This is a genomic window from Streptomyces sparsogenes subsp. cuspidosporus (assembly GCF_039532705.1).
GTDB classification, from domain to species: Bacteria; Actinomycetota; Actinomycetes; order Streptomycetales; family Streptomycetaceae; genus Streptomyces; species Streptomyces sparsogenes.
The window spans coordinates 18,754-44,788 of sequence record NZ_BAAASD010000004.1; the positions used below are offsets into that span (position 1 = coordinate 18,754).

Sequence of the window (26,035 nt, forward strand, 5' to 3'; positions counted from 1 at the left end):
AGGTCCTTGAACACCGGGAAGCGCGGTTCGTCCGACAGTCCCTCGGGGCCGGTGTGCTCGTGGCGGACCAGTCGGGGCCCGCCCGACGGGTCCGTTCCGGCGGGCGCGTACGGGCCGAGCACGGCGTCGCAGCCGGGGCGCAGCGGTGCGAGTTGGGGCAACGTCAGCAGTGCGGGCAGAAATCCGGTGGGAGCGGTGAGCCTCAACTCGACCGAACCGTCCGGCGTCTCGGCTGCGGCTTCGTCGCCGGGGCGCAGGAACCGGCCGAGCTGGCGGTCCTTGGCTGCCGCGTCGCGGATACCCCGCCACCACGTGAGTGGGCAGCAGCGGAAGGCCGTTGGACCAGCGTGCCTGTGGGTCGGGTGCCAGCCGCCAGCGGAGCCCGCCGTTAAGCGGCCGCAGGCCGAGGGCGGCGTGGGGCTGCGGGTCCGTTCGCCGGGCGCTTCTTGGCAGAGCGTGCCGACGCAGGCCTCGGCCACCAGTCGCGCGTCGTAGTCGACCGGGCGGCGCAGGTCGTCCCCGAGCGGGACGGCGTCGAGAGCGAGGGCTAAGGACGACGGCATCGGGATTCCTCCGTGGGGTTCCCCCGTTGTCTCAGTGGTCGTGTGTTGCTGTGGGAAGTTGTCCCGTCCGCCTACTCGTCCACCCGACGATCCGGGAGCGCCTCGCTGCGGATGAGGTCCTCCACAATGCCGAGCACGGCGCTGCGGGCCTCCGGGGAGAGCTGCCCGGCACGCAACGCGATCTCCTGGACCCCGTGGTCTTCGCAGAGGCGCCGCCACCTCTGCTCATCCACCGGTTTGCTGTCCCTGGCCGTCTGCACACCCTCCGATGTGCGCAGACGGCGCTCCGCAGCGAGTACAGAAGGATCGTCGTCCGGCTTGAGAAAGTAATCCGCATGGTTGACCCCGAAGAACTCCGCCAGGCGCTGCGCCTTCGCCACCGACGGCATCGACTTCCCACTGCGCAGGTTTCGGATGTACTGCCCGCTGACCCCGACGTACTCAGCGATGTCCGTATCAGTGAACCTGTCCGAGCCCTCCAGGCGAGCCGCTTCGATCAAGCGCTGCAGGCGGCGCCCGAACAGACATGCAGCATCGGTGCTTTGCAGTGGGCGCGTTCGCGCCTTCGGTCGATTCAGGGGCATGAAGATGGATCGTAGGCGGAGTTGGTCAAGCTGCGGAACCCAGGACCAACAATAGTTTTACCGTCGCATTGACAATGGCGAGAACTCGCCGCTTCCCCGGGTGGCGACCTCGGCATCCCGGCCTGAAATCATCCGAGGGTAACTGGGCTGTGGCTGGAATTCCCCACCTGGCCCTGCCATTGAAGCGTGTGGCGAGAAGCCTCATCTTCATCAGACGTGATGGCTTAACTCCCGCTAGCAGAGTTTACTTCGGTTAGCGGTAAAAAGAAGCTCGGCATCTTGTTTCGGCTTTGCGGGCGGAGGGTGCGCGGTAGCGCCGCTGCTGGAAGTGCGAGAGGCGACCGCTCGCCTGGGGGAGGGATTGCGAAAGGGAGCTGCCCGATTGACCGAGATGTTGGAGGTGGCCGAGATTCGGCTGGACCGCCAAGTGATCGTGCGGGAGGAACTGATCGAAGCCCTGCCAGGCTCCACGGCCAAGTCGATCTTGGTATTCGCGGATGCAGCGGAGAAGAACCAGTACACTCGCCGCTGCCGGGCTCGGTTGTACTGCCTGGCGAGGTGGGCTGCCCGTGACCGTTCTGGCGCCTGGCTGCCGCGGGTCCCTGCATATCCTGGACGACAGGCTGATGGAAGATCACCGGCCGCTTCGGGCACAAGAGATTGCCATGACGCAGGAGTTCGACGCGACGTCGGCAAGCGTCAAGAGCGTGCGCTCGAGAGCCGGGCGACCGGCAAACACGGATGGGTTCCGGCAGGAAGCTTCGGAGACGTTCAGCATAGGCCGTTGGTCCGTGGCCGGGCCAGACGCAGACACCCACTAGTAGGGCCGTCGGATCATCGCCCTCGCTGGAAGCGGTCCCGGGGTTGTGCACACACAAAGAGAGCGTCAAGACTCCACTTCTGTGATCCGTTGCTCAAGGAGCGCAATCTTTCCGTCCAGCGGGTTCGTCATCGCCGGCCAGAGGTCGGCCTTGAGGATGAGCTGGACGCGGGGGGCTTTGGCGGCGACGGCCTCAGTGGCCCGTTTGACGACATCCATGACCTCGTCCCACTCGCCCTCCACCATGGTGTACATCGAGTCCGAGCGGGTTCGAAGCCCCGACTCCCGGATGATCTTGACGGCGTCAGCGACATAGTCGGCGACGTTCTCCTCCACCCCCATCGGGGTCAGAGCAAATGCGATCAGCACAGCATTCCCATCTGAGTGCTAGGCCGGATCGGCCAGCGATGCACGATAGGTACGGACGGACGGTGATTGATATGCGGCGGCGATGTGCAGCAAGTAGCCTATTTCCTCGGTAAGTTCCTGCGCTCCATCCCCGGTGAGATTCGCTTCCTGGGCGTGCGGTGCCCGACCGTCGCGCCGAGCCTGCAGGGCGGCAACGAGCCAGTAGGCGGTGACGTACGCGTCGACCAGATGCGCCTGCACATCATCGTCCCTGTCGGCATGTCGCCGAATCTGGTGGAGAGTGGCCGAGGAGACGTAGTCGCGCAGCACGATCATCGCGTCTCTGATCTCGATCACTCGTCGGTACAGCCGCAGTTGCAGTGGTACGCCTACGGCACGCAGTCGACTTCCCGCAGCGAAGACCACATCCGGGGTCGCGGCGGTCAGGTCCCGCCACAACAGTTCGAGACCTCGATGCGCGCTGCGGTATCGCCACCACTGCCGCAGCTGAGCCATCAGGGGCAAGGCGGCCCCAGCTGCCATGAACAGCGCTTCGATGCCCGTGACGGGTGAGAACAAGGGCGCGAAGACCGTCGAACGGGTCACCAGGTAGGCCAGCTTGAGCACCCACAACAGCGATGCCAGGAGGATGCCGGTGCCGAACAGGCGCAGCGCGTATCGCAGCAGTCGGGGGATGTTCCGGCGGCCGTAGCTCCAGCACACGAATCCGCAGATGGTATCTGCGATCAGGTGGAAGGCAAAGAAGATCCACCAATACGCGTCGGGCACGCTCGGGGTGTCGCTGGACGGGGCTATCTGGTTTCGGTCGTGCGGCGGCCCGAGAATATCCAGTAGAGCCAGCGCGCCCATAACCAGGACGGCGATGCTGAACACAGGGATCGTGCGGCGCTGGCGTCCGGCTGCCTGAAGGATGAACCACAGAACAGCGGCAGCATCCAGGATGCTCACCAAGTGCTTGATCAGGTCGATCCGGTGGGCGCTGGACACGAACCGCGCCAGGACCGCGGTGACGGGTTCGAGGTGCATGGACATCGCCACCGCGATCAGGACGATCGCGAACCACAGTGGCCGCTGCTCGCTCCTGCGTAGAGCCTGCGGTGTCCGGGCGATCGCCACACTCCACAGAGCGACGATCCCGATGTTCTCTAACCACGCGAGCATGGCGTCCTCTCACGGGGAGCACCGCTCAGCCCCATCGCGGACTCCAGCCCGCCCAGCATCCCGGACAGCAGTGCCGGGGAGGGGACTCGGCCAGCGCGCTCCAACACGAGGGTGGCGATCATCTCCGCCTCCTGTTCCTGGAGATCGGAGTAGCGCGAGCGGGCGAGCGCCTGCCGGAGCGATTCGGCATCCGCCAGATCGATCTGGCGGTACAACCGCTGGTCGCCGCTGCCTGAGCGATGATCACACACCAGGTGCCCAATCTCGTGCAGGATGATGTGCTCTTGATGCAGCGGGCTCGTCTGGGCGTCGTACAGGACGTAGTCACCGCTGTCGGTAGCCAGCCAGATGCCTGTCGGCATCTCAGGAACTGTCGGTGTGGGCAAGGGGCGCAGCTCCAGCCGACGTCCCCGGTCCGTCGCCAGCCGGGTACACAGCTCCTCAACAGTGAACGGATCAGGTAATGGGAGACCCTCGATCACCTGCTTGCACCGGCGGTGCAGACGTCTCCAGTACATCTCTGTCCGCTCCTCCGGGATCGTCGGGGCTGGAGGACACATGACTCGATATCCACGCCGCCCCCGTTGCGGTGCCCAGAAGCCACTAGCCACACCACACCCCCTCGCCTAGCTAATGAGTGAGCCTAAGCGGTCTTGGCGAAGTTGGGTGCTGATCGTGTGCCTTTGGCTGAGAGCGTGGTGGTGAACCGGACTGTGTTCGGTGAGGGCTGGCCGGGGAGATGTCGAACGGTCTTGCTGACCGGTCGATGTGCATAGGCGAACGAGCCCTCTTGGCAGAGACGAGGTTGTCGATCAACTCTCCGCCGTAGGAGGCCCGTTGCCGTACCAGTTCATCATTACCGAGCTGGCTGGTGCCAGTTCGGCCACCCTGGTGTGTGACTGCTACGTCCATCAGTTCGGGGCTATTGCCGTGGGACGGCGTGTCTCGCTGTACCCGACGGACATGACGGACGCGGAGTGGGCCCGGGTCCGTGTCTCGATGCCGGCCTGGCTGGAGGGCCGAGGCGGGCGCCCCGAGGAGCACTGCCACCGGGAAATGATCGACGCTGTGCGCTATGTCGTCGACAATGGCGTGAAGTGGCGGGCGGTCCCTGCGGATTCTCCCTGGTGGCGGGCGGTGTACGACTTCTTCCGGCGGTGGTGCCGCCACGGTTGTGTGCGTGAGCTGTACCAGCGGCTGCGGCGCGTCGAGCGCGAGCGGCAGGGCCGGGAGGCGGAGCCGACCGCCGGGATCATCGACGCGCAGTCGGTGGACGGTGCGGACACCGTCGGGGCCGGCAGCCGTGGCTGCGACGGCCGCAAGCGCCACATCCTGACCGACACCGGCGGCCTGCTGCTGGAGGCCACCGTCACCCCGGCCAACGTCCACGACTCGAAGGCCGCCCCCGCGCTGGTCGAGGCGTTCATGACCGAGCCGGGCCGCCTGCTGAAGCTGGTCCGGGCCGATTCCGCCTACCAGTGCGAAGCCCTCGCCACAGCGTTCGCCGCGCACGGGGTGAAGGCCGAGATCGTGCGGCGCTCCGACGGGAGCCGGGGGTTCGTGGTGCTGGCGCGCCGCTGGGTGGTGGAGAGGACGCTGGGGTGGCTGTCACGGGCCCGCCGTCTCAACCGCGACCACGAACGCCGCCCCGATCACCACGTGCAGATGGTGTGGTGGGCCGGCCTGGTCACCCTGACCCGGCGGATGGCCCGCCAGCGTCTGCACTGGCCCGAGTACCGGCCGCACCGGCTGGACCCAGCCGGCCTGAACACCCCGCCCCGCTCACGCACCAGCCAGCCCCGCGCCTCCAGCGCATACGCAGGGTGACGCACCTTCTCCACCTCCTTCAACCGCGCCGCGTCCCGGCCCAGCGCGCACGTCAGCTCCTGCGCGGACACCGGCCCCGCGGCTGACACAACCGCCGCGAACACCTGCCGGTAGGCCCCGGACAGGGCCTCCTCACCCATCCCGTCCTGCCACACAGGCGGCCGCGGATCATACCCCTCGCGCAGCGCAGGGACAGGCCCCACCGCCGCGGCCGCGACCGGCGCGGGAGCAAGCCCAGGCGGCGAGGCGTCACCACCCGTCTCCCGCACTGCCACGATCTCCTGGCCAGCCTGAGCGCACCCGGCGGGAGACTCAGCCTCCTCCGCGAGCGCGTGCAGCACCTCGGCACGGGCGATACCCGCGTGCTCCAGCCGCCGCCGAGCCGCAGCCACATGTTCCTCGGCCTCCCTGACCACCTCCAGCCAGGACTCGAGTTCCTCCCGAGCCCGGGCCTCACGGAACTCCAGCAACGCGATCACCGACGGCACCACACACCTCCGAGGCAGAACCAACCCCTCGCTGGCTGCCCACAGTTGGCCACCCCAACACCGAAACCACCCGAAACCCACAGCTCATCGAGCTACAGCCCGGTTCACCACAACGCTCTCACTAGGACGAATGAAGATCGCCAACAGCATCCCGAAAGTGAGACAGGGCTGTTAACTTGACACACCCGTCGCCCGCGGCACCGCAGCTGTGGTGGTCACCGCGCCGACAGCGTCGCTCGATCATGCGACCGGGTCCGACCCAGTCGCGTTCCGAGCCGGTGCAGACGATCCATGATGTCCGGGGGTGCGTCCACGATGAACTCGGCTCCGATGGTGGCGACGAGCACGATGTACTGGGTGACTAGCTCCGGAGACTCGGCTGTGAGGCGGATCCGGCACCGGCCGGGGCCGAGGTCGTCGATCTCGCCGGGGATCGGGACGAGGATGCCTGCCCGGACGTCTGCTGCCGATAGGTCCACGGTTAGTCGCGCCGTGTAGCGATAGGAGGCAGCTGCCAGTGAGCGTCTGACGAAGCTGACAGCATCGGTGGTCGGCAGGTCCCGTCGTTCGGCAGGTCGGTGGGCGCGCAGGGGAGTGTTGATCCGATCGATGCGGAAGATACGCCAGTCCTCACGATCGTGGTCATATGCCACGAGGTACCACAATCCGCGGAGGATGACGAGACTGTGCGGCTCGGCCCCCCGAGTGCTGCGGCGTCCGGTACGGTCGCGGTAGTCGAAGCGGACGCTCTCGTGCTCGTGGCAGCAGGCGGCCAGCACAGCCAGCGTGGCCGGGTCGACGTGTGCTGCGTAATCGCCGGGTGCGGCGCTAGTGGCGCGGGAGATCGCAGTCAGTTGCGGGCGTAGACGCGCCGGGAAGATCTGCTCAAGCTTGGCCAGGGCCGTGAGCGAGGCGTCCTCGATCCCACTAACGCTACCCTGGCTGGCTATGGCGAGCCCAACAGCCACCGCGACGACCTCGTCGTCCTCGAGCAACAGGGGCGGCATGCTGCTCCCAGCTGCAAGCCGGTACCCGCCCGATGTTCCTGTGGTTCCGGTTACCGCGTAGTCGAGGGCCCGTAACCGGTCGATGTCGCGGCGCACCGTTCGCTCGGTCACTTGCAGCCGCTGAGCCAGTTCGGTGCCCGTCCAGGTCCGTCGCGTCTGCAGCAGGCCGAGCAGACGCAGCATCCGCTCGGGCAGGTCGCGCCGTCGAGGTTCGTCCATCATGGAGTTCAGACTGCCACTGATTCCGGACGTCTAACGTCCGGAAGGACGTCTAGTGTCGCAGCCATGGAGATCGCCAAGACCGATATTCAGGCCCTCGACCAGTATGTGGACGGAACTGTATACAGCGGTACTCAAGCCCCGGAAGACAGGGCAGGTGCCCAGCTCCTTGCCCCGCATCACCCGGCGGTTGTGCTCGAGGCGAGGTGCGCCGAGGATGTCTCTCGGGCCGTAGCCTTCGCCGCGGATCACGGGATGCAGGTGGCGGTCCAGGCCACCGGGCATGGGCGCACGCGCGCTCTCGACGGGGGCCTACTCATCGATACGGGGCGCATGCGTGAGGTGAGGGTCGACGCCGCGACTCGTAGGGCGTGGGTCCCGGCCGGGGCGACGTGGCAGGATGTCATCGAGCAGGCGGCACCACACGGGCTAGCGCCGCTGTCAGGTAGCCTCCCCACGGTCGGCGCGGTCGCTTACACCCTGGGCGGGGGCATCGGGCTCCTCGCCCGACGCTACGGCTACTCAGCCGACCACGTGACGCGATTCGAGGCGGTGACCGCCGACGGCAAGATCCGGCAGGTGAGCCCAGAGGACGAACCTGACCTGTTCTGGGCACTGCGCGGAGGTGGCGGCAACCTCGCCGTCGTGACCGGCATGGAGATCGACCTCATGCCCGTCGCAGAGCTCTACGGCGGCAGCCTGATGTTCGACCTCGCGAAATCCCCCGAGGTGCTCACCGCCTGGACCACGTGGACCAGGTCGGTACCGGAGGCGATGACCTCGGCGGTGGTGGTGATCCCCTTCCCGGACCTACCCATGATCCCAGCGGACGTGCGAGGGCGTCAGGTGGTCCAACTTCAGGTCAGCTTCGCCGGACCGGAAGAACAAGGACGACGTCTCGTCGAGCCGCTGCTCCGCGCCGGATCGCAACTGCGGAACACGCTGCGCACCCTTCCCTACATGCAGTCCGGGGCGGTCTCAGACGAACCGGACCGGCCGGCGGCCTACCGGGGGAAGAGTGTGCTGGTCGACGACCTCGATCCGCGCGCCCTGACCGCACTCGCCCATCGAGCTGGCACCACACCAGGCGGGTGTACCGTCGGGGTGCGACACCTCGGGGGCGCTCTGGCGCGCACCCCGAATGTTCCAAACGCTGTGGGCCATCGGTCGGCCCAGTACTCCGTGGGTGTGTTGTCCCTGCTCCACGATGGCGATCCCAGCGGGGTGTCCCAGGTCCACGACGAGCTGCTCGCACCTTTCGCACTCCACCGGCTCGGGCTCTCGCTGAACTTCACTTTCGGTCCTCTCGAGCCGGATCAGGTGCGGACCGCCTTCACACCAGCAGATGCCGATCGCCTCGGCGAGATCACGGCACGCTATGATCCGCGCGGCGTCCTGTACGCCAACCACCCGATCCCGGCGCCTGCGCCACCGAACGACTCGGACGCAGACCTAATCTGACGGTCCTCGGACCGTCGCGGCGTCGCGTCTAGTGTTGCGCCGCGGAAGTTCCGCTGCTGGCTATGGGACGGTGAGGCGCTTGTTGATGTCCTCGGCGTCGAATCGGCTGGGGTCGAAGGCGCCGCCCACCCATTCCAGGAGTTCGTCGTGCTCCTCATGCCTGGGGTCAGTGATGGCCTCGATGAAGTTCGCGTAGCCCCATGGGCCGCCGCAGTCCTCTGGCGGGCAGGCTCGGCGGCCGGTCAGGCAGCGGGGATAGGCCACTCCTGGGTCCCGGGGCAGCGCCTTCTCCACCTCGATGGGGTGGACCCAGTCGTAAGGCCGGCTCAGGGCGTCTCAGCGACGGTTGAAAACTGACGAGTCGGTTCAGGCGGGCCGATCGCAGGATTCGATGCACTGTCGACGGGGCGATATTGAGTCTCGCAGCGAGCTGGACCGGCCCTTCCCGCAGGCGTAGTCGCAGGCTGACGCACCTCTTCGTCACGGTCTTGGGTGTCTTGGCCGGAGAGCTCCGCGGTCGTGAGGATCGGCCCTGCATGGACTCGCCTGCGAGGTAGCGATCGACCCAGCGCTTCACGGTCGGCCAGGACACCTGGAAGCGGGCCGCGACTTCGCTGACTGGCCAGCCGTCGTCAGCGACGAGTCGAGCGACTTTCAGCCGGTGGCGCGGGGTGAGGGCCGCGTTCGAATGCGACATTTCTGAGTTCCTGACAGGCTGAAAGGCCGGCCATGGTGTGTGGCCGGCCCTTCAGCTTGGAGATATGCGGGGAGGGACAGTGCAGGTCAGTCGACCGGGGAGACTCGGATGAGGTTGCCGTCAGGGTCCGTAATCACGAACGTGCGGCCGAAGACAGCATCATGCGGCTCCTGCACAACGTGGACCCCCTTCGAGGCCCACCTCGTGAAGATCTCGTCAATCGCCTGCGATGACCCCGGCACCATGAGTCCGATCTCTGTCGTACGAGGGAGGCTCGGGACCGCGTGCTCGCTGTAGCCCGTCCACAGTGCGAACAGGACACCGGGGGCAGCTTCGAAGGCTACGTAGTGGGGACTGGTGAAGGTCGGTTCGATCTCGAACAGGTCGCTGTAGAAGGCGGTGGCGGCCTCGGCGTCGCGGACGCCGATCAGGAACAGGTTCGGTGCGGGCATGGAGTGCTCCTCAACTCGTTGATTTCTCGGTCCAGCACCCAGTGGATCACCCAATCGCGACGGAACCTGTCACCTTTTCTGAGAACATGGGTAAGCATGAAGGCTTCAAGGCTCCTGCATCTCCTGCTGCTCCTGCAGACCCGTCAGCGGCTCACTACCACGGAGCTCGCCGCGCGTCTTGAGGTGTCCCGGCGGACTGTGCTGCGGGACGTCGAGGCGCTATCGACAGCGGGCGTGCCCGTCTATGCCGAACGTGGGCGGAACGGCGGGATCGTCCTGCTCCCCAGTGCACGGCTCAGCGCATCCCATCTGGAACCACCAGAACTGGAGGCCCTATCCGTGGCCGGCTTGGACAGCGCACTACGTGAGCGAATGGGCCTGACTGCGGTGTGGGAGTCGGCCGAGCGCAAGATCGCCGCCCGCCAGGCTGCAGCACCTGAGTCGCCGAGCCCGCTGCGGCTGGCTGACCTTGTGCTTGTCGACAGCACCGCGTGGTTTGCTGCCCCCGAGGCAGCGGTCGAAGTATCGGATCTGGCCTCGACCCTGCGACACCGGCGACGCCTTCGAATCCTGTACCGGCGCAGCGCCGAGAGCCAGGCCTCGACACGGGTGGTCGACCCGTACGGGATGGTGGCGAAATCAGGTCGCTGGTATCTCGTCGCCGATGACCAGGGCAACAGCCGGCTGCTCGCTCTGGAACGACTGTCGGCCTTCGAACAGCTAGACGCACCAGCCGTGCTCCAACCAGGCGAAAGCCTCCGCACCAGATGGGCCGTGTTGAAGAAACGCACCGAGGGGCAAGAACGCGTGAGCGTGACCATCCGCCTGCCGGAAAAGGGTCTCGACCTGGCGCGGCGTATCCTCGGCACCCGCATCCACCATGTCTCCGACGCGGAAAAAGGCTCGTGCGTCGTCGTCGTGCGCTACCCCGACATCGAGTCGGTGCGTCAGCTTCTTCAGTTCGGCGACCACATCGAGGTGCTCGCCCCCGAGACGGCCCGCGCACGCATCAGTCAGCTCGCCAGGGACCTGGCTGACAGACACTCAACCCCCGGATCATGATTGCCGAGCAGGTCCCCTGTTCTCAATCAACGTGCCCGGTCAGTACAACTAGGTGGCGTGGTATAGGCCGAGCATGGGCCAAGAGGCGAGCCCGGCGACGCTGGAGAACTGCACGATGTGCCCGCAGCGCTGGGCCCGCAGAATCGGCAGGACGGCCCGCACGACCCGAAGCGCCGAAGAAGTTGGTCTCGAATTCGGCCCGCGCCTGCTCCTCGGTGACGTCCAGGTCCTGCAGGGGAGCGGTGCTGCGCGCGGTAGCGGCTGACACGGTCGCCGCGCGTCAGGGCGGCCTCAGCCCACACTCGGCCGAACCCCGGAATGTCCCGGTGATGACTTTTCGGGCACAGAAATCCCCCTTCTTCCAACCGTGAGTTCCTCGCGGCACGTTCTGCTTCACCCCCACTCACCACGACAGCGGCAGGGCATGTCTACGGACGCCGCTGGAATTCCAACTGCGGAATTTCCGCACCTAGTACTGCAACGGTGTCTACCGTGACTGCTGGCCAGGTTCGTCGTTGGTGTGGTTATGGGTGGGGACCTTGCTGATGTGCGTGTGTGGGCGAGTGAGTGAACCTCTTTCATCCTGAATAGTCGCAGGTCAAGAGTGTGTGTACGGCTTGGACAGCGGTGCCGATGCGCCGCGTGGAACATCGGGCTCGCCGTAGCAGTCGCCAGGACTTCAGCTGCGCGAAGGCGCGCTCGCCGGGGGCCCGCAGCCGGGCGTGATCGCGGTTGAACTGCTGGTAGTGCTCGGGTTGTTCGCGGTGGTGGTAGTAGGGAGTGCGGACGCTGGCGCCGGCGCCTTGGTAGGCCCGGTCTGCGAGGACGAGGATCTGCCTCGTGAGACAGGCTTGGATGATGCCGTGGGCGCGGGCCGCGGTGAGGTCGTGAGTACGTCCCGGCGTTGCGCGGGAGAACCACAGTGGTGTGCCGTCGGGTGCGGCGATCACCTGGACGTTCATGCCGTGTTGTTTGTGTTTCATCGAGTAGTACGGCTCGTCCGCCTTGATGCGGTCGGTCGGAATGAGCGTCCCGTCGACGATGACGAAGTCGCCCTCGCCGAGCCCGACCAGGGCCTCGTGCAGGCCGGGTGCCCAGGCGGCCAACACCTCGAGGGTTTCGTCCACGTACCGCCAGACGGTTGCCTCCGAGACTCCGAACCCGGCGCCCAGCTGTGCGAACGTCTCGTTCTTGCGCAGGTGGGCCAGCGTCAGCAGCGCCTGCTTGAAGCAGCTCAACCTCCGCCAGGCTGAACTCAGTTCACGCCTTCGGGCGTAGATAAGCCAGGAGACATGCTCAACCAGCTCGTGCGGGACATCGAGCGTGGAAGGATACGGAACCAACGAAGCCCCCCGGCCGTCGGCATGTTGAGTGAGATCACCACACCAACGACGAGGGGCTTCGCCACGTCACCACCCAGCTGACCAGCCTGTTTCACTCCTCAGTGGACGTTAAGTCCGGTCTTCCCTGGTTCGTGATCGCTCGATCGTGGTACTGATGGTTGCGCGGGCCATGTGGTGAGCATGTCCATGTTGAGATGCGGTGCATGGAGAGAATGCCGTACCCCAGCGACTTATCGGACGTGCAGTGGGCGTTGATCCAGCCGATGATCACGGCCTGGAAGCAGGGCCGGGTAGCGCGGTCGGCGACCGGTGATCCCGGGTCCTGTGACCTGCGGGAGGTTGTGAACGCGATCTTCTACCAGAATCGGACGGGCTGCCAGTGGCGCTACCTGCCCCATGACCTGCCGGCCTGGTCAGCGGTGTTCTACTACTTCACGCTGTGGCGCCAGGACGGCCTCGACCAGCGGATCCAGGAACTCCTGCGCTGCCAGGTACGGGAGAGAGCCCGCCGATTAGAGGACCCGTCCCTCGTGATCATCGACACCCAGTCCGTCCGCGCGGCCGCCGGCGTCCCGAAGACCACGACGGGACTGGACGCCAACAAGAAGGTGTCGGGGCGCAAGCGGGGACTGGCCGTCGACGTTCTGGGGCTGATCATCGGCATCGTGGTGCTGGCCGCCTCCGCCCATGACAACACCGCCGGCACCGCCCTGCTCGATCAGGCGGCCGAGCGGTGCGGGATGCGTCTGGAGAAGGCCCTGGTGGACCAGGGCTTCAAGGACGAGGTTCTCATCCACGGCGCCCTGCTGGACATCGACGTCGAGGTCGTCCGCCGCAACCCCGCAGACCAGGGCAAAGGCTTCGTCCCGCAACCGAAGAGGTGGATCGTGGAGCAGGTCAACGGCACGTTGATGCTGCACCGCCGCCTCGCCCGCGAGTACGACCACCGCCCCGACACCTCCGCCTCGCGCGTCTACTGGGCTTCCATCGCGAACATGGCCCGCCGCCTCACCACACCCGCCACGTCCACTCACACCCCAGGATGAAAGAGGTTCACTGGGGCAACAAGAGCAGAGAAAAATGATCAGTATCTCACAGTGCTCTACCGCTTGAATCCGCCGAGTTTGTAACTATGCGTCGACGGCCGGCCCGTATTGCGAGACGAGTACGCGCTTGAGAATTTTTCCGCTGCTACCCACCGGGAGAGCATCAATGAACTCGACTCGGCGCGGGTATTTGTATGCGGCGAGACGCTGCTTGCTCCATTCGATGATTTCCTGACGCGAGCCGGAAGTGGGGGCCCCCGGCCTGGCAGGCACCACAACCGCACACACCTCCTCGCCGAGCTCGGGGTGTGGAATGCCGATCACCGCCACCTGCGCCACGGATGGGTGCCCGGCGAGGATCTCCTCGATTTCGCGTGGATAGATGTTGTAGCCGCCACGGAGGATCAAGTCCTTTTTACGGCCCACCACAGAGAGGTAATCGTCGCCGTCCAGCGTGCCGAGATCGCCCGTGCGGAACCATCCGTCGGTCATTACTTCAGCGGTCATATCCGGGCGGCCGAGATATCCGGCCATGACGGTGGGACCGCTCACCACGATCTCGCCCACCTCACCGCTAGGCAGGAGATCGATGCGGTCGGAGTTCGTCCGGGCTATACCGACGGTGATGCCGGTGATCGGCGCCCCGACCGTTCCGGACCGAAACGTCAGGCCGGGGTAGTGATAGGCCACGCTGCACGTGGTCTCGGTCATCCCGTAGCCCTCGTACACTGGGCATCTGAAGGTGCTTCGGATGTTGTTGAGGATTTTGACTGAAAGCGCCGATCCCCCGCTGTACACGCGGTCGAGCTGAGGAACCGGCTCTCCCTGGGCCACCGATTCGAGCATCTTGACATACATGGTTGGAACGCCCATGAACACTGTGCACCGGTGTTCCGCCATCAGCGCCAAGGCCTCCCGCCCGGAGAACTTCGGCATCATGACGATGGATATGCCGGCGCGGAAGCCGGTCAGCATGCCGCAGATCTGGCCGAAGCCGTGTGCCAGCGGCAGGCACCCGAGCAATACGTCGTCACTCCGGAACGCGTATGGAGTGGTGACCATCCTTTCGACGTTGTACCGAACATTCCGGTGGGTGAGCATGACGCCTTTCGGCTCACCCGTGGTGCCGGAGGTGTAGAACACGACGGCGACATCGTCGGGTTCCCGCACCGCGGACGTCTCGACCGGCGCTGTCTCCTGTGCCGCGTGCTCCAGGTCGACCGTGCCCGCGGGGCCGGGCCCGACGGTGAGGAGTGTTGTGCCGAGCGGCGCCGCCGCCTCTTTCGCCTGGTCGAGCAGCGTGGCGGCGCACACCAGAAAGTCGGCGTCGGCATCGGTCAGTACGTGTTCGATCTCCGCCGCCGTGGACAAGGCATTCAGCGGAACCGCGACGGCTCCGACCGTCAGCACGCCGAAATACACCACGGGAAACTGTGGGGTGTCGGTCAGGAGCACGGCGACCCGGTCTCCTGGCCGTACCCCGTTGGCTCGCAGCACGGCGGCGTAGCAACGCGCCTGTTCCCACAACCACCCGTAGGTGATGTGCTCGCCCTCGTAGATCAGGGCAGAGTGGGCTGGTCGCCGCGCCGCCGTGTCGGCCAGCACGTCGGCAACTGACATAGTCATCAGGCCGGCTGTCCGTCTTTCGCGGTGGTGTCGGCGCCGCCGCTGCGGAGTCCGGACGTGAACCATTCCCGGGCACTCGCGGTCGGGATGTTCAGTTCCTTCCAGATCTCCTGAAGGGCGCGGGCGAACTTCTCGACATCGCTCTGATCGTGCACGGCGGACGGAGCGATCCGCAGGATCTCCTCGCCCGCGGGCACGCTCGGGGCGTTGATGGACTGGACGTAGATCCCGTATTTCTCGAACAGCATCTGGGACGCCCGCTTGCACATGTCGTCATCGCCGACGAAGGCCGAAACGATGTGGGAGTCCGTGGAAAGGAACGGGATATCGGCCTCGATCAGAAGACTGTGCAGCAGTCGCGCATTCCCCAATAGCAGCTTCCGCTCGACATCGGAGGACCGCAGATACTGAACCGACGCCTGCGAAGCGGCCGCGACCGCGGGCGGCAGCGAGGTCGTGAAGACAAACGAGCGCGCGTAGGTCCGCACCGCGTCCACCAGGGCCACAGGACCCGCAATGTAGCCGCCGACCGTTCCGAAACCCTTTGCCAAGGTGCCCATCACGACCGTGAAACGGTCGGCGATGCCTTCCTGAGCGGCGATGCCGGCGCCCTGCGGGCCGTACATGCCAACCGCGTGGACCTCGTCGATGAAGGTCGTGGCCCCGTACTTGTCCGCAAGGTCGGCAATCTCGGCGAGCGGCGCCACGTTGCCCGACATGGAGTAGACCGACTCCGCGACGATGAGCTTCGGGCAGTCGGCGGGAGCGGCCGCGAGCAGTTCTTCCAGGTGGGCGACGTCGTTGTGCCGGAAGATGTGCTTCTTCGCGCCGCTGTGCCGGAGGCCATCGATAATCGAGGCGTGGTTCTTCGCGTCGGAGAACACGACGGTGTCCCTGGGCATCGCCGCCAGCACGGTGAGCGAGCCTTCGTTGGCCGTGTAGCCCGAGGTGAACAGGAGCGCGGCTTCCTTACCGTGCAGGTCCGCCAGTTCATTTTCGAGAGACACGTGGTAGTGGTTGGTCCCACCGATGTTCCGGGAACCGCCGGAGCCTACGCCGTGGGTGTCGATGGCGGCCTTCATGGCCACGATGGCCTGACGGTTCTGGCCCATTCCCAGATAGTCGTTGCTGCACCAGACACTTATTTCCGAACCGACCCCATCGCGCCGCGCCATGGCCATGGGGTAGCTTCCGGAGCAACGCCCGATCTCCAGGAATTCGCGCTTGCTTTCAGCGAGATTGCCAGCGATTTCGCCGTTCAGGTATGAAGCCAGGTGTGCGTTCATTTACTCGCCTTCTCGACGTAGCAGTTGCATGAATGGTTGGGTCAGTGAGTGCTTGCTGGAAACGCTAGATATATTTCGATAGGCGTTGCGTGCTTCGAGCTTGATGAAGCGGTTGTTGCCTTCGGATGCGGCGTTGGCGATGCCGGTGATCAGGTAGGCCTCGATGCCGTCCCACCGCTGCTCGACGGTCTCGGCGAGGGTGAGGAGTTCGGGCAGGTGGGCATGGTCGGCGACGTGGGAGAGGAAGCGGTGGCGGGCGGCGGACATCGCGGAGTGGTCGGGGGTGGGGTGGGTGCGGCTGATGGCCAGACCGAGGAGACCGCGCAGCAGTTCCTTGGCCTGCCAGGCCGCGTGGATCTGTCGGCCGTTGGTGCCCATATACTCCAACTCGGCAGTCATGAGGTCGAGTTGGTCCTGGTTGAGGTCCTCTTTGTTGCAGCGCAGGACCTTACGGACGGTGTGGATGCCATCGCCCTTGCGGGCGCGGCGGCCGTGCTGCTTCCAGGTCAGGCGTCGGCGCAGGTCGGCGAAGTGACGCTGGGCGAGTTGCACGACATGGAAGCAGTCCACGACGACGGCTGCGTGTGGCAGGGCCCGGTGTACGGCGGCGCGGAAGGCGGAGCACAGATCGATGGCGGCATAGCGGACCTGCTCGCGCCAGGAGGCGGGCTGAGAGCTGAGCCAGCCGGCGACCGAGGTGGGGTTGCGGCCTGCGACCTGGCCGAACAGACTGCGTCCGCCGACCGCGTCGACGAAGCCGATGTGCCAGGCATCCGCGAGGAGTTCCCACGTGCCGGTGTCCGGGTTCTGCTTCCACACCGGTTTGCCCCGCCGGGTCTCGTCGATCCCGATCGCCTCGGTCGCGGGCGGAGTCTCGGGCAGGATCTGCGCGGCGTAGTCCTGGAAGCATCGCTGCACGATGGGCCAGCTCATGTGCAGGCCGCGGCCGGCCTGCACGACGGTACGGCCGCCGTCGCAGACCGCGGCCCCCGCTGCCCGGCGCAGGGCGGTGGTGGTGCGCATCCCGGCGGGCACTGTGCCGACCGCCTCGGTGAACGAGCCGTGTGGGCAGGCGGGTTCGGTGCAGTGCCAGCGCGCTTTGCGCCACCGGACGCTCACCGGGCGACCGCCGCAGGGCAGGTGCCGGGGCCGGGTGGTGCGGTAGTCCTTGAGCCGGGTGGCGAAGACCCCGCACGAGGGGCAGATCCAGGCCGAGTCCTCGTTCGTGACGACGTACACCGCCGAACCGACCGCTCCGTCGTCCTTGATCTTGATCACACTCACCCCCTCCAGTCCCAGACGTCGCGTGGCCGCCTCGTTGATCCCGGTATCGTCGGTGTTCTAGCCCGTGGGGTTTCATGATCGGTTGCGTAGACAACAACCATGATCACGAAGGTCCGCGGGCTCCTTGCATCCGGGTCGCCCGCCCCCAACTCCCTCACACAGCGTGATCAGCGAACCCGCCTGGCACCGCCGCAGCCCCATCAAGCTCGAAGACCCCAGTTACCAGACGTTACCGAGAAGGGTTCAATGACTCGCTCATTTGGTAGATCACCTCAGTGTGCCGCAGCAACGTCAAACGTCTGAATCAGACGTATTGCGATCGAAGGAGCACTCTGTCGGGCTTGCCGATGCTATTCATCGGCAGAGCACTCAAGAAGCTTATCTTCTCGGGCGCGTGAATCGGGGAAAGTGCCGCAGTAATTCTGGCGCGGATGTCTTCTGCGTCGACTGCCTCGTTCGGATCGCATTCAACTGCGGCGTGAATATGCTCGCTGCCATCCTCGTCCCGCACGCCGTAGACGGCCGCGTGTCGGACGCCTGGGTGGGAAAGGATTTCCGCCTCGACGACTGTGGGGTGCACCTTAACGCCGTCAACCTTGATGACGTCCGCCACCCGGCCCACCAGGGTCAGATATCCTCGGTCGTCGAAAAAACCGATATCTCCGGTGAAGTACCAGCCGTCCCGAAGGGCTCGCGCAGTCAACTCCGGGTCGCCGGTGTAGCCGTCCATCAACTGAGGCGAGCGGACGCGGATCTCCCCGATTTCCCCTACTGCCAATTGCTCGCCCGAGTCCGAGTTGCAGACAACGACCTCCACACCGGGGTAGGGCCGTCCGACGGTAGCCGCAAGTTCCGGGTCGCCGTGCTCCGAAGGCGTCAGGGTCGCAATTTGATAGCTCTCGCCCGATGCATACCACTGCACCATGACAGGGCCGAAAGTTCTAAAAGCCTGTTTCGTTCGAACGGGCGCCGCCGGGCTGCCGCCGTAGACAATCCGCTTCAGCGAAGACAAACCAGCGGCTTCCACGGCGGCACGATCGCGAATTCCTCGCTCATGCAGATAGTCGATGAGCTGGAACACGTGCGTCGTCGCCATGAACGTCCACGAGACCTCCTTCTTCGCGGAGACGGTCTGTACGAATTTCTCTGCATCGAAACTCTCGTGCAGGTAGATCGCTCCACCCAAGATGAAGGCCGCGTCTGCCATCGGGGCACCAGCGTGGCTCAGAGGGGTCGCCAACAGGAGCGACGCACAGTCGGATTCATGCCCAAGATCCATAAACGCGCGTAGTACGCCTTCCCATGCTCGGGCCGAGGATCGGATGCCCTTGGGCCGTCCCGTGCTGCCGCTCGAGAAGCTGATGAAGACTAGCGCATCCGGATCCCACGACGCGGCGTCCGGCGGGGCGGGGACATCGAGCCGGCTGACCTCATTGCATTCCCCGTGGTGAAGGCGCGTCACCGGGATCCCGGTGCCGTCGGCAAGTTCCAATGCCCGCTCCGAATTTTCGGTATCAGCATAGATGGTAACCGCTTCGGTGTCGCGCAAGATCTGGATTTGCTGGTCCAGGGGGAGGACCGCTGCGTTGGTACCAGGATTAGTGGTTCGCAAGTAGCAAACAGCGCCACCAAGCAGGTATGTCGCATACCGCACGGTGAGCATCTCAGGGCTGTTGGGCTCGACCAGGATCGCTACCACATCCCCTTTGCCTACTCCGCAATTGTGCAACGTAAGGAACGATTCAGTCACGGACTGAATCAGATCGCCGCCGGAGAATGCTTCGCCGCGCCAATAAGCGACATCGCGATCCGGCTCGGCCGCGAACAGTGAGAGGATCTCCGAGACATAACTTGGACTTACACTCCACCAATTCTCCGGAAAACTCACAGGATCATCCTTTGATTGCGGAAGTTATGACGATGTCGTTCTATTGGCAAGGCTGCGGAGTTGCTGATATTTAACTGCGGGCTTGATGCGGGATGAGGGATTTCGAGTCCGGTCCCGGCCAGAAATCCAACGAGGAGGTGTTCCTGATTCTTCACGTACCGTGCATCCGTGACGGAGCACAGCATCAGCGGAAGGCCTTCCCACGTGGCTTGATCTGGGTAAACCCCACTCACGTGTGAAACACACGCGAAGCCGGACGATAAAGCACAAGCTTAGTGCGTGCCCCAGAGGTGCGCGGCAAAGAAGGCCAGGTCCAGGGACTGACCGCGGTTCAGCCGCGGGTCGCAGACGCTGGTGTAGTGACGATCGAGATCTTCCGGTCGCACCGGGGTGGAGCCGCCCAGGCACTCGGTGACGTCATCCGCTGTCAGCTCCAGGTGCAGGCCACCGGGATGCGTGCCGATCGCCCGGTGGACGGCGATGAATGCCCGGACCTCGTCCGTGATGTCGGACATCCAGCGTGTCTTGGCCCCGTCCTCGGTGGTGCGGGTGTTGCCATGCATCGGGTCGCACACCCACAGGGCTGGGGAGCCGGAGGCGGAGACCTTGCCGACGAGTTCCGGCAGCACCTCGCGGATGCGGTCGGCGCCCATCCTGGTGACGAAGGTGAGCCGACCGGGCCGCATACCGGGGTCGAGGACGGCGGCCAGGGCCAGGAGTTCGTCCGGGGTCGCCGTCGGGCCGACCTTGACGGCCACCGGGTTGTCCACTCCGGCCGCGAACTCGACGTGGGCGCCGTCGACTTGCCGGGTACGTTCGCCGATCCACAGCAGGTGGCCGGAGGAGGCGTAGCGACCGCCCGTGGCAGGGTCAGTACGGACCAGGGCACGCTCGTAGTCGAGCAGCAGTGCCTCGTGGCTGACGTACAGGTCCTCGACCGGGCCCTCCACTGCCGCCTCGGTCGCCCCCGGGACGTCCGGCCGTACGGCGTTACCTGCGCGGATACGAAGCAGCACCTCTGCGGACTGGTCGTAGGCGGTGACCATGCGCCGGGGGTCGGGCCGTCGCTCTCTGGCGCTGAATCCGGCCGCGTTCACGGCGTCACCCCGGTAGGAGGGCAGCTCCATGCCCTCGCGGGTCTCGGTGGGGCGCGAGCGTGGCTTGGCGTACTGGCCGGCCATCCGGCCGACGGGCAGCACGGGCAGGGCCGTCCCGCAGGAGAGCACGGTGGCCATCTGACGCAGCAGGCCGGCGTTGGCGGTGGCCTCGCGCAGCGCCCGGGCACCGAACTCCTCGGCACAGTGGCCGCCTTGGAGCAGCAGCGCGTTGCCGGTGGCGGCCTCGGCCAGGCGCGCGCGTACCCGGGCGGTCTCGGCGGGGGACACCAGCGGTGGTCGGTCGCGCAGAAGGCCGATGACCTCACGCACCTGTGCGGGGTCCGGCCACTCCGGCTGCTGGGCAGCGTACGGGCGGGAACCGACGGCAGCGGTGACGGTCGGGACAGTCCCGGTGGGAGTCATGGCGGTGTCCTTCCAGTGCGGGTCAGTTACGGATGACGGACTTGCTGCGCATGAGGAAGTCGGAGAGGTAGCCGTCGTGCGGGAGGCCGTGCTCCTTCAGATGGGTGGGGTGGCCACCGCCGACGAAGACGTTGCTGATGCTCGGCTCCGCGACCAGCCGTCCCACCAGCTCCTCGTCCCGGGTGATGGCGGCGAGGACGAGACTGTCCCGCAGCGGCGCGACCCCGTCCGCCCTGCGCCACGGGGCTACCCAGACACAGGGAAAGGGCAGTTCGACCGCGGCCTGCGGGGCGTCTGCCCGGGGCAGCTGGTGGACTGCCGGGCGCAGTACGGCGCTGCCGTCGCCCAGCTCATCCGCCACGCCTTCACCGCCGAGCCAGGCCCGGGTGCCGGCTGCCGTACGCAGCAGGTGGGCCGCCACGGCCCGCGCAGTTGCCGCAGGCTGGACCGGCAGCACGGCCCGGTCGTCGCAGGGCGGCAGTGAGGGCAGGACAGCGAGTCGCTCGGCCAGGGCGGCAGCCAGCTCGCCCGCATCGCCCTCGACGAACACGGCGGTGGTGTTCACGCAGCCGGTACCGCCGTGCCCGCTGACGGAGTCGACGAGGGTGTCGAGGTGCGCGCGCCAGTCGGTGTCGGCAGTGATAAGGATCTTGGACCGGCCGGGGCCCTGCACCCGCACGGCCGAGTCACCGGCATACTGCTCGACGACCCCCGCACCGCCGTAGACCAGCGACAGGTCGGCGCCGCGGCGCAGCGCGTCCGCGTGCTGGTGCTCGGTGGGGAGCAGGGCGACCTGGTCGTCGCCGAAGCCTGCGGCACGCAGTGCGGAGACCAGCCGGTGTGGGGTGAACGGTTCCCGGCGCGAGGGCCGCACGGCCACCCGGTAGCCGAGCGCGAGCGCCTCCGGCCAGATGCTGTGCGTGCTCGGGTGGTTTCCGGCCGCGTGCACGGCGAGTACCTCGCCGCGCCGGGTCCAGGTGCCGCGCCCGGTCCGGGTCAGCGGGTCCTGCCAGCTGTTCACCGTACCGGCGGGACGGGCGTACTGGACGCTCTCGTACGCCCGGCGCAGCCGTTCAGCGGTTGTGGCCGTGGCCCGGCGCACGATGGACACCGGGATACCGCCAGCCCGGCTCGCCGCCTCTTCGTACGCGGCCGGGGACAGGCCCGCGACCTCGCCGGTGGCGAAGAGCCGGGCAGCGCTGTGCAGCAGTGCCGCCCGCTCGTCGGCCTCCGGCGGCTCGGCGCGGCGCAGGGCCACCATGGTGCGGTGGATGAACAGCGGTGGCACCAGGCTGAGTTCGGCCAGCTCCTGACCGGTGGCGTCGGTGACGGTACGGCGTCTGCGGGCCCGGTAGGTGCCGCGTTCCCCGAGCGCGTCGAGCGCGTACAGGGTGCGGGACGGGACGGCGTCCCGGGGCGGGCGGGCAGACTGGGCAGCGAGGGCAGGGGCGGTTGCGGGTAGCGACATCAGTGGCTTCCTTCCGGCAGCGGGGGCAGCGTCCTGACGGAGACCACGGCGGTGGGTAGCTCGTCGTCGGGGAGGCGCTCACGCAGCCAGTCGTGCACGCGGGCCGCGAAGGCTTCGGCACGGTGCACGGCTGCCGGTATCTCGGTGAGCGAGCCGCTTCCGGGCTCGTCGGCGAGCTGCTCGGGGCGGTAGGTGCCGGTCAGCGCGGGTGCGCCGGCGCCCATGCCGTCACCCGGATCCGTGTGGGCTCCCGCATCCGTGAACACCGCCTCGAAGCATGCCGGATCGCTCTGCGCGGGGGCGAGGGCGACGTGCAGTCCGGCGCGCTCGGCGAGCAGATCCAGGGTGTGCGGGTCGACGGCGTCGGGCCGTTCGGGGTGGGCGAGCAGTTCCCTGGCCCGCTCCAGCCCCGCGCCCGCCTCCAGCGCCCGGCAGGCCGCGAACTCGCCCGCAAGGCGCGCGTTGGGGATGCCGGTGACCCGGACGGGCAGCTCTGCGCCCCGCATCCGCTCCACCAGCTCGCCCGTGTCCTCGGCGTCGCTCCCCCAGCGCAGCTCGGCGCAGTTGGCGACCGCGGTGAACCGATCGTCGCCGGTCTTGTGCAGCACGACGTCGTAGCGGTGCCGGGACAGCTCATTGTGGTAGTCGCCGCGCTTGAGCCGGAGGTCGGCCCCGGCCAGTTCCGGGTGGGAGTGGGCCAGGCGGGCGAAGTAGTCGGGGTGGACGAAGAGTTCCTCCTCACGCGCCCGCATCCGGCGCGCCGTGCGCAAGACGTATGCGGCGTCCCTGGCGGTCGGGCGGCCCACCGCGACAGTCGTGTGCAGGCAGCTCAGGCTCCTGGGGTCGCGGATGTCGCCCAGGAAGATGTGCCCGCCGGGGGCCAGCAGGGTCAACGCCCGGTTGACGACGGTGGTGAGGTAGTCGCCGGAGGGGAAGAGCTGGACGACGGAGTTGATGACGACGGTGTCGAAGTAGCCGGTGGGGAGTCCGTCCACGCGGTCGGCGGGCTGGGCACGCAGCGTGACCCGGTCCGCCAGCGCCGGGTCGTCCGCGACGTGCCGGGCGAGGTCGTCGACGGCCACGGGGGACAGGTCGGTGGCCCAGTAGGACACGCAGTCGCGGGCGAGTCGGGAGAGCAGCAGACCGCTGCCGGCGCCGATCTCCAGCACCCGGCGCGGCCGCAAGTCCCGGATGCGCTCGACGGTACGGGACCGCCATTGGCGCATCTCGTCCCGGTCGATCGGACGTCGGTCGTAACTGCTGTTCCAGCCCACGAAATTGTCACCCCAGGGGCCGGGTTCGGCGTCCTCGTAGAGCCGGTCGTAGAGCTGCTGCCAGTCCTCGACCTGTTCCTCCGCGCTCGCGCGCCCGGCGCGGTCGGTATCCCCGGCGGGGACCACGAAGGCAGTGGTGCCGGGTGCGGTGCCGGTGGCCGGGAGGACGAGGGCGCGAGAGACCTGCTCGTGCTGGATCAGGAGGTCCGCGATCCGCTCGCGGGTGGTACTGGTCTGGGTTTCGGTGGTCATGCGTTTCGCTCCTGGGATGCGGCGGGGTGGGCGAACGGGCGGTCAGTAGACGCCTTCGATGACGGCCTCGTTCTCGAAGGTCGCGACCGGCGCGATGTCGGCAACGGAGTCGCCCGCCCGGCCCTGCGGCGCCTCGACTCGGGTGGCCAGGTCCCGCTCCAGGTTGTTGGGCAGCAGGAAGGACTTGCTGACGTGATGCACCAGCACCTGGCCGCGTTCGCCGTAGGCGACGGGCAGCCCGCTATCCGGGTCGACGACGGAGAAGGTGGCGTACGGGCTGAGCGGGTCGAAAACGCAGGGCCCGTCGTCCGGCAGCCCGGGCCGTTCGCTGGCGACGCCGAGAATCATCGTGCTGCCGTAGTTGCCGCACAGTTCGACCTCGGGAAACACCTCCGTCCGATACAGGTACCGCGAATCCGGGTCAAGCTGGGTGCCGCCCCAGCGGATGGCCCGCACCTTCTCGTTCACCAGCTCCACCAGATCGTCACGCTGGGCGAGCCTCTCCAGCAGCGACGGGGTGATCGTGAGCACCCCGATCTCCTGCGATCTGAGTACGAACTCGGCCTGGTCCAGTACGTGTTCGGCGTACTCTCCGGCCTCCCTGACGCGGCCGAGCGCCATGAGTTTCTTCACCCAGCGCGGGTCCAGGTCGATCGAGAAGCCGTACCGGCCGTGCGTGGCGGCCGAGCGGCGGAAGAACTCGCCGACGATATGCGGCCCCGAGGGGACGATGCCGAGCCAGTCCGCCCCGCGCGGGAAGCCATGCGCGTCCAGATTGGCGTTGGAGGCAGCGAGCATCCGCTCGAGCCAGTCACGCATCAGGACCACCCGCTTGGGGGCGCCGGTGGTGCCGCCGCTCTCAAAGATGCCGACGACATCCGGGCGCGGCCCGTAGCCGCGGGGGATCAGGTCGGCGGCGGGAACGTCCCGCAGCTCGGCGGCGACGTTCGGGAACAGACGCAGGTCCTCGTGGGTGCGGACCTCGGTACGCGGGTCGAAGCCGAGGGTACGGGCGCGCTCCAGCCAGTACCGGGAGCCGGTCTCGGAGCTGAAGTGCCACTCCATGGCGGCCCGGACATAGGCATCGGGGTCGGGCTGCGCCTGCGGGGGCAGGTCCAGCAGACCGGAGCCCGGGACGTCGGCCTCCTGAGGCGCACGGGGTGTACGGGCTGCCGGGTCCCCGCCGGGGGCAGTCGGGGTATCCGGGGCGTCGACTGCTTCGGGTATGCGCGTGGTCATGTCTGTCTCCCGGAAGGGTGGAAGGGCCGGGCCTGCCCGGCGGCACTAGGCGCGGACAAGGGTGGCGCTCCAGCGGTCGGTCGAGATGCCGCACAGGGCGACGATGTCCCCGGACGCGATCTCGCCGCGCTCCAGCTGCTGGGCGAGCGACACCAGCTGGTCGGCGGCGCCCATGTGGCCGTGGCCGGGGGCGAGCGCGGCGTTGGTACGGCTCAGCGGCACGCCCAGCGGCTCCGCCACGGCTTCGATGCTGGCCGCGCTGTCGTTGAGGTAGATGAGGTGGTCGATGTCCTGCCGCTGGAGGCCAGCCCGACGGCAGGCCCCGTCGACGACCTCCAGCAGCCGCGCGTAACGGTTGGTGAGGAAGCGCTGGAGCACCACAGGATCATCGCCGAACTGGCGGCGTACGGACTCGTGCCCGCCAGGGGCCTCGCGGCTCGACCAGCCCTCGGGCGGCACCGGGCTGACCGTCCCGCCGAAGTCCACCCGCAGCAGATCGCAGTGTTCCGGTTCGGTGAACTGCTCGGTGGCGAGCCACTGATTGGCACTGTGTCCGCGGCGCAGGACGACAGCGGCGGCGCCGTCGCTGAGCACCGCGCTGAAGAGGTTCATCCGATTGCGGTGGTACTCGCTGACCCGGTTCACGGCGACGAACAGCGCCGTCTCCACCTCGGGCTGCATTGCCATCGTGGAGGCCACGTAGTACAGCCCGTGGACGCCCGCGCCGCAGCCCTCGGTGAGCAGCAGGGTCTGGGTGCGCTCGATGCCCAGCTCGCGGGCGAGCGCGGCGGCTCCGTCGCGGTAGGCGTACTCCGGCAGGTCGGAGGTGGCGACGACGACGAGGTCGAGATCCTCGGCGGCGAGGCCGAGCCGGTCCAGCGCCCGCTGGGCGGCGGCGTGTGCGAGGCCGGTGGCGTGCACGTCGTCCGGGGCGCGGTGATAGGTGCGGAAGCCCCAGTTGACGACCCGCTCGGGGTTGTCAACGTAGTCAGCCGCAGTGGCGGCCACGTCCCGGTCCTCGCCGAAGGCGAGGCCGAAGGCCGCGATGCCGCACTGCACGGCGGCAGGCGGGCTCGCGGTCCGTGGCGAATTCATGGCG

General features: G+C 67.1%; 21 protein-coding genes and 1 pseudogene. 4 read left to right on the forward strand and 18 right to left on the reverse strand.

Annotated features, from left to right (window positions below):
• Window positions 1-634: 634 nt before the first annotated feature.
• The 4 genes from ABFY07_RS06200 to ABFY07_RS06215 all read right to left on the reverse strand — a co-directional run bounded on the left by ABFY07_RS06200 (window position 635) and on the right by ABFY07_RS06215 (window position 3,859).
• Window positions 635-1,147, reverse strand: coding sequence for a helix-turn-helix domain-containing protein (locus ABFY07_RS06200; protein WP_346173450.1), 513 nt, complete (start codon window positions 1,145-1,147; stop codon window positions 635-637).
• Between the two features lie 886 nt (window positions 1,148-2,033).
• Window positions 2,034-2,336 (reverse strand): MTH1187 family thiamine-binding protein, encoded by a 303-nt coding sequence (locus ABFY07_RS06205; RefSeq protein WP_346173451.1) that lies wholly within the window; start codon window positions 2,334-2,336, stop codon window positions 2,034-2,036.
• Between the two features lie 18 nt (window positions 2,337-2,354).
• On the reverse strand, window positions 2,355-3,497 hold the full coding sequence (locus ABFY07_RS06210) for an MAB_1171c family putative transporter (RefSeq protein ID WP_346173452.1): 1,143 nt from the start codon (window positions 3,495-3,497) through the stop codon (window positions 2,355-2,357).
• The gene (locus ABFY07_RS06215; RefSeq protein ID WP_346173453.1) at window positions 3,482-3,859 is read right to left on the reverse strand and encodes a M48 family metalloprotease; all 378 of its coding nucleotides are present in this window, start codon (window positions 3,857-3,859) and stop codon (window positions 3,482-3,484) included. Before ABFY07_RS06215 ends, ABFY07_RS06210 begins: the two co-directional genes overlap by 16 nt.
• Before the next feature lie 601 nt (window positions 3,860-4,460).
• On the opposite strand from ABFY07_RS06215, the gene ABFY07_RS06220 reads away from it, so the two are divergent.
• The gene (locus ABFY07_RS06220; RefSeq protein WP_346173454.1) at window positions 4,461-5,324 is read left to right on the forward strand and encodes an IS5 family transposase; all 864 of its coding nucleotides are present in this window, start codon (window positions 4,461-4,463) and stop codon (window positions 5,322-5,324) included.
• A 703-nt stretch (window positions 5,325-6,027) separates the two neighbouring features.
• On the opposite strand, the gene ABFY07_RS06225 is transcribed toward ABFY07_RS06220, so the two are convergent.
• Window positions 6,028-7,041, reverse strand: a complete 1,014-nt coding sequence (locus ABFY07_RS06225; RefSeq protein WP_346173455.1) for a helix-turn-helix transcriptional regulator — start codon at window positions 7,039-7,041, stop codon at window positions 6,028-6,030.
• 63 nt (window positions 7,042-7,104) lie between these two features.
• Between ABFY07_RS06225 and ABFY07_RS06230 the strand changes: the two genes are divergently transcribed.
• Window positions 7,105-8,499, forward strand: coding sequence for an FAD-binding oxidoreductase (locus ABFY07_RS06230; RefSeq protein WP_346173456.1), 1,395 nt, complete (start codon window positions 7,105-7,107; stop codon window positions 8,497-8,499).
• Window positions 8,500-8,559: 60 nt separating this feature from the next.
• On the opposite strand, the gene ABFY07_RS06235 is transcribed toward ABFY07_RS06230, so the two are convergent.
• From ABFY07_RS06235 to ABFY07_RS06245, 3 genes and pseudogenes are all read right to left on the reverse strand, one after another.
• On the reverse strand, window positions 8,560-8,793 hold the full coding sequence (locus ABFY07_RS06235; RefSeq protein WP_428836861.1) for a plasmid pRiA4b ORF-3 family protein: 234 nt from the start codon (window positions 8,791-8,793) through the stop codon (window positions 8,560-8,562).
• Window positions 8,792-9,196, reverse strand: a pseudogene (locus tag ABFY07_RS06240) (helix-turn-helix domain-containing protein); the annotation flags it as partial. The gene ABFY07_RS06235 and the pseudogene ABFY07_RS06240, both read right to left, overlap by 2 nt.
• An 86-nt stretch (window positions 9,197-9,282) precedes the next feature.
• Window positions 9,283-9,648, reverse strand: coding sequence for a VOC family protein (locus ABFY07_RS06245; protein ID WP_346173457.1), 366 nt, complete (start codon window positions 9,646-9,648; stop codon window positions 9,283-9,285).
• Window positions 9,649-9,744: 96 nt separating this feature from the next.
• Between ABFY07_RS06245 and ABFY07_RS06250 the strand changes: the two genes are divergently transcribed.
• A complete protein-coding gene (locus ABFY07_RS06250) occupies window positions 9,745-10,710 on the forward strand; it encodes a helix-turn-helix transcriptional regulator (protein ID WP_346173458.1) in 966 nt (321 codons plus the stop codon).
• A 578-nt stretch (window positions 10,711-11,288) separates the two neighbouring features.
• Here ABFY07_RS06250 and ABFY07_RS06255 read toward each other — a convergent pair.
• Complete coding sequence (locus ABFY07_RS06255) at window positions 11,289-12,053, reverse strand: transposase family protein (RefSeq protein WP_346173459.1); 765 nt, start codon at window positions 12,051-12,053, stop codon at window positions 11,289-11,291.
• 203 nt (window positions 12,054-12,256) lie between these two features.
• Between ABFY07_RS06255 and ABFY07_RS06260 the strand changes: the two genes are divergently transcribed.
• Window positions 12,257-13,099 (forward strand): IS5 family transposase, encoded by an 843-nt coding sequence (locus tag ABFY07_RS06260; protein WP_346173460.1) that lies wholly within the window; start codon window positions 12,257-12,259, stop codon window positions 13,097-13,099.
• Window positions 13,100-13,183: 84 nt separating this feature from the next.
• On the opposite strand, the gene ABFY07_RS06265 is transcribed toward ABFY07_RS06260, so the two are convergent.
• From ABFY07_RS06265 to ABFY07_RS06305, 9 genes are all read right to left on the reverse strand, one after another.
• Complete coding sequence (locus tag ABFY07_RS06265; protein WP_346173461.1) at window positions 13,184-14,725, reverse strand: AMP-binding protein; 1,542 nt, start codon at window positions 14,723-14,725, stop codon at window positions 13,184-13,186.
• Window positions 14,725-16,011 carry a 5-aminolevulinate synthase gene (gene hemA, locus ABFY07_RS06270; protein WP_346173462.1) on the reverse strand — a complete coding sequence of 429 codons (1,287 nt, stop codon included), beginning with the start codon at window positions 16,009-16,011 and terminating at the stop codon, window positions 14,725-14,727. The genes ABFY07_RS06265 and hemA overlap by 1 nt, the downstream gene beginning before the upstream one ends.
• Complete coding sequence (locus ABFY07_RS06275) at window positions 16,012-17,289, reverse strand: ISL3 family transposase (RefSeq protein ID WP_346173463.1); 1,278 nt, start codon at window positions 17,287-17,289, stop codon at window positions 16,012-16,014. It abuts the gene before it with no gap.
• Window positions 17,290-17,599: 310 nt separating this feature from the next.
• Window positions 17,600-19,183 carry a class I adenylate-forming enzyme family protein gene (locus ABFY07_RS06280; protein WP_346173464.1) on the reverse strand — a complete coding sequence of 528 codons (1,584 nt, stop codon included), beginning with the start codon at window positions 19,181-19,183 and terminating at the stop codon, window positions 17,600-17,602.
• A gap of 272 nt (window positions 19,184-19,455) precedes the next feature.
• Window positions 19,456-20,703, reverse strand: coding sequence for a 3-deoxy-7-phosphoheptulonate synthase class II (locus ABFY07_RS06285; RefSeq protein ID WP_346173465.1), 1,248 nt, complete (start codon window positions 20,701-20,703; stop codon window positions 19,456-19,458).
• A gap of 22 nt (window positions 20,704-20,725) precedes the next feature.
• Window positions 20,726-22,171 carry an aldehyde dehydrogenase family protein gene (locus ABFY07_RS06290; protein ID WP_346173466.1) on the reverse strand — a complete coding sequence of 482 codons (1,446 nt, stop codon included), beginning with the start codon at window positions 22,169-22,171 and terminating at the stop codon, window positions 20,726-20,728.
• Entirely contained in the window at window positions 22,171-23,697 is a 1,527-nt protein-coding gene (locus ABFY07_RS06295) for a methyltransferase (protein WP_346173467.1), read from the reverse strand. Before ABFY07_RS06295 ends, ABFY07_RS06290 begins: the two co-directional genes overlap by 1 nt.
• Window positions 23,698-23,739: 42 nt before the next feature.
• Window positions 23,740-24,936, reverse strand: a complete 1,197-nt coding sequence (locus ABFY07_RS06300; RefSeq protein ID WP_346173468.1) for an acyl-CoA synthetase family protein — start codon at window positions 24,934-24,936, stop codon at window positions 23,740-23,742.
• Window positions 24,937-24,981: 45 nt separating this feature from the next.
• Complete coding sequence (locus tag ABFY07_RS06305; RefSeq protein WP_346173469.1) at window positions 24,982-26,031, reverse strand: 3-oxoacyl-ACP synthase III family protein; 1,050 nt, start codon at window positions 26,029-26,031, stop codon at window positions 24,982-24,984.
• Window positions 26,032-26,035 lie beyond the last annotated feature (4 nt).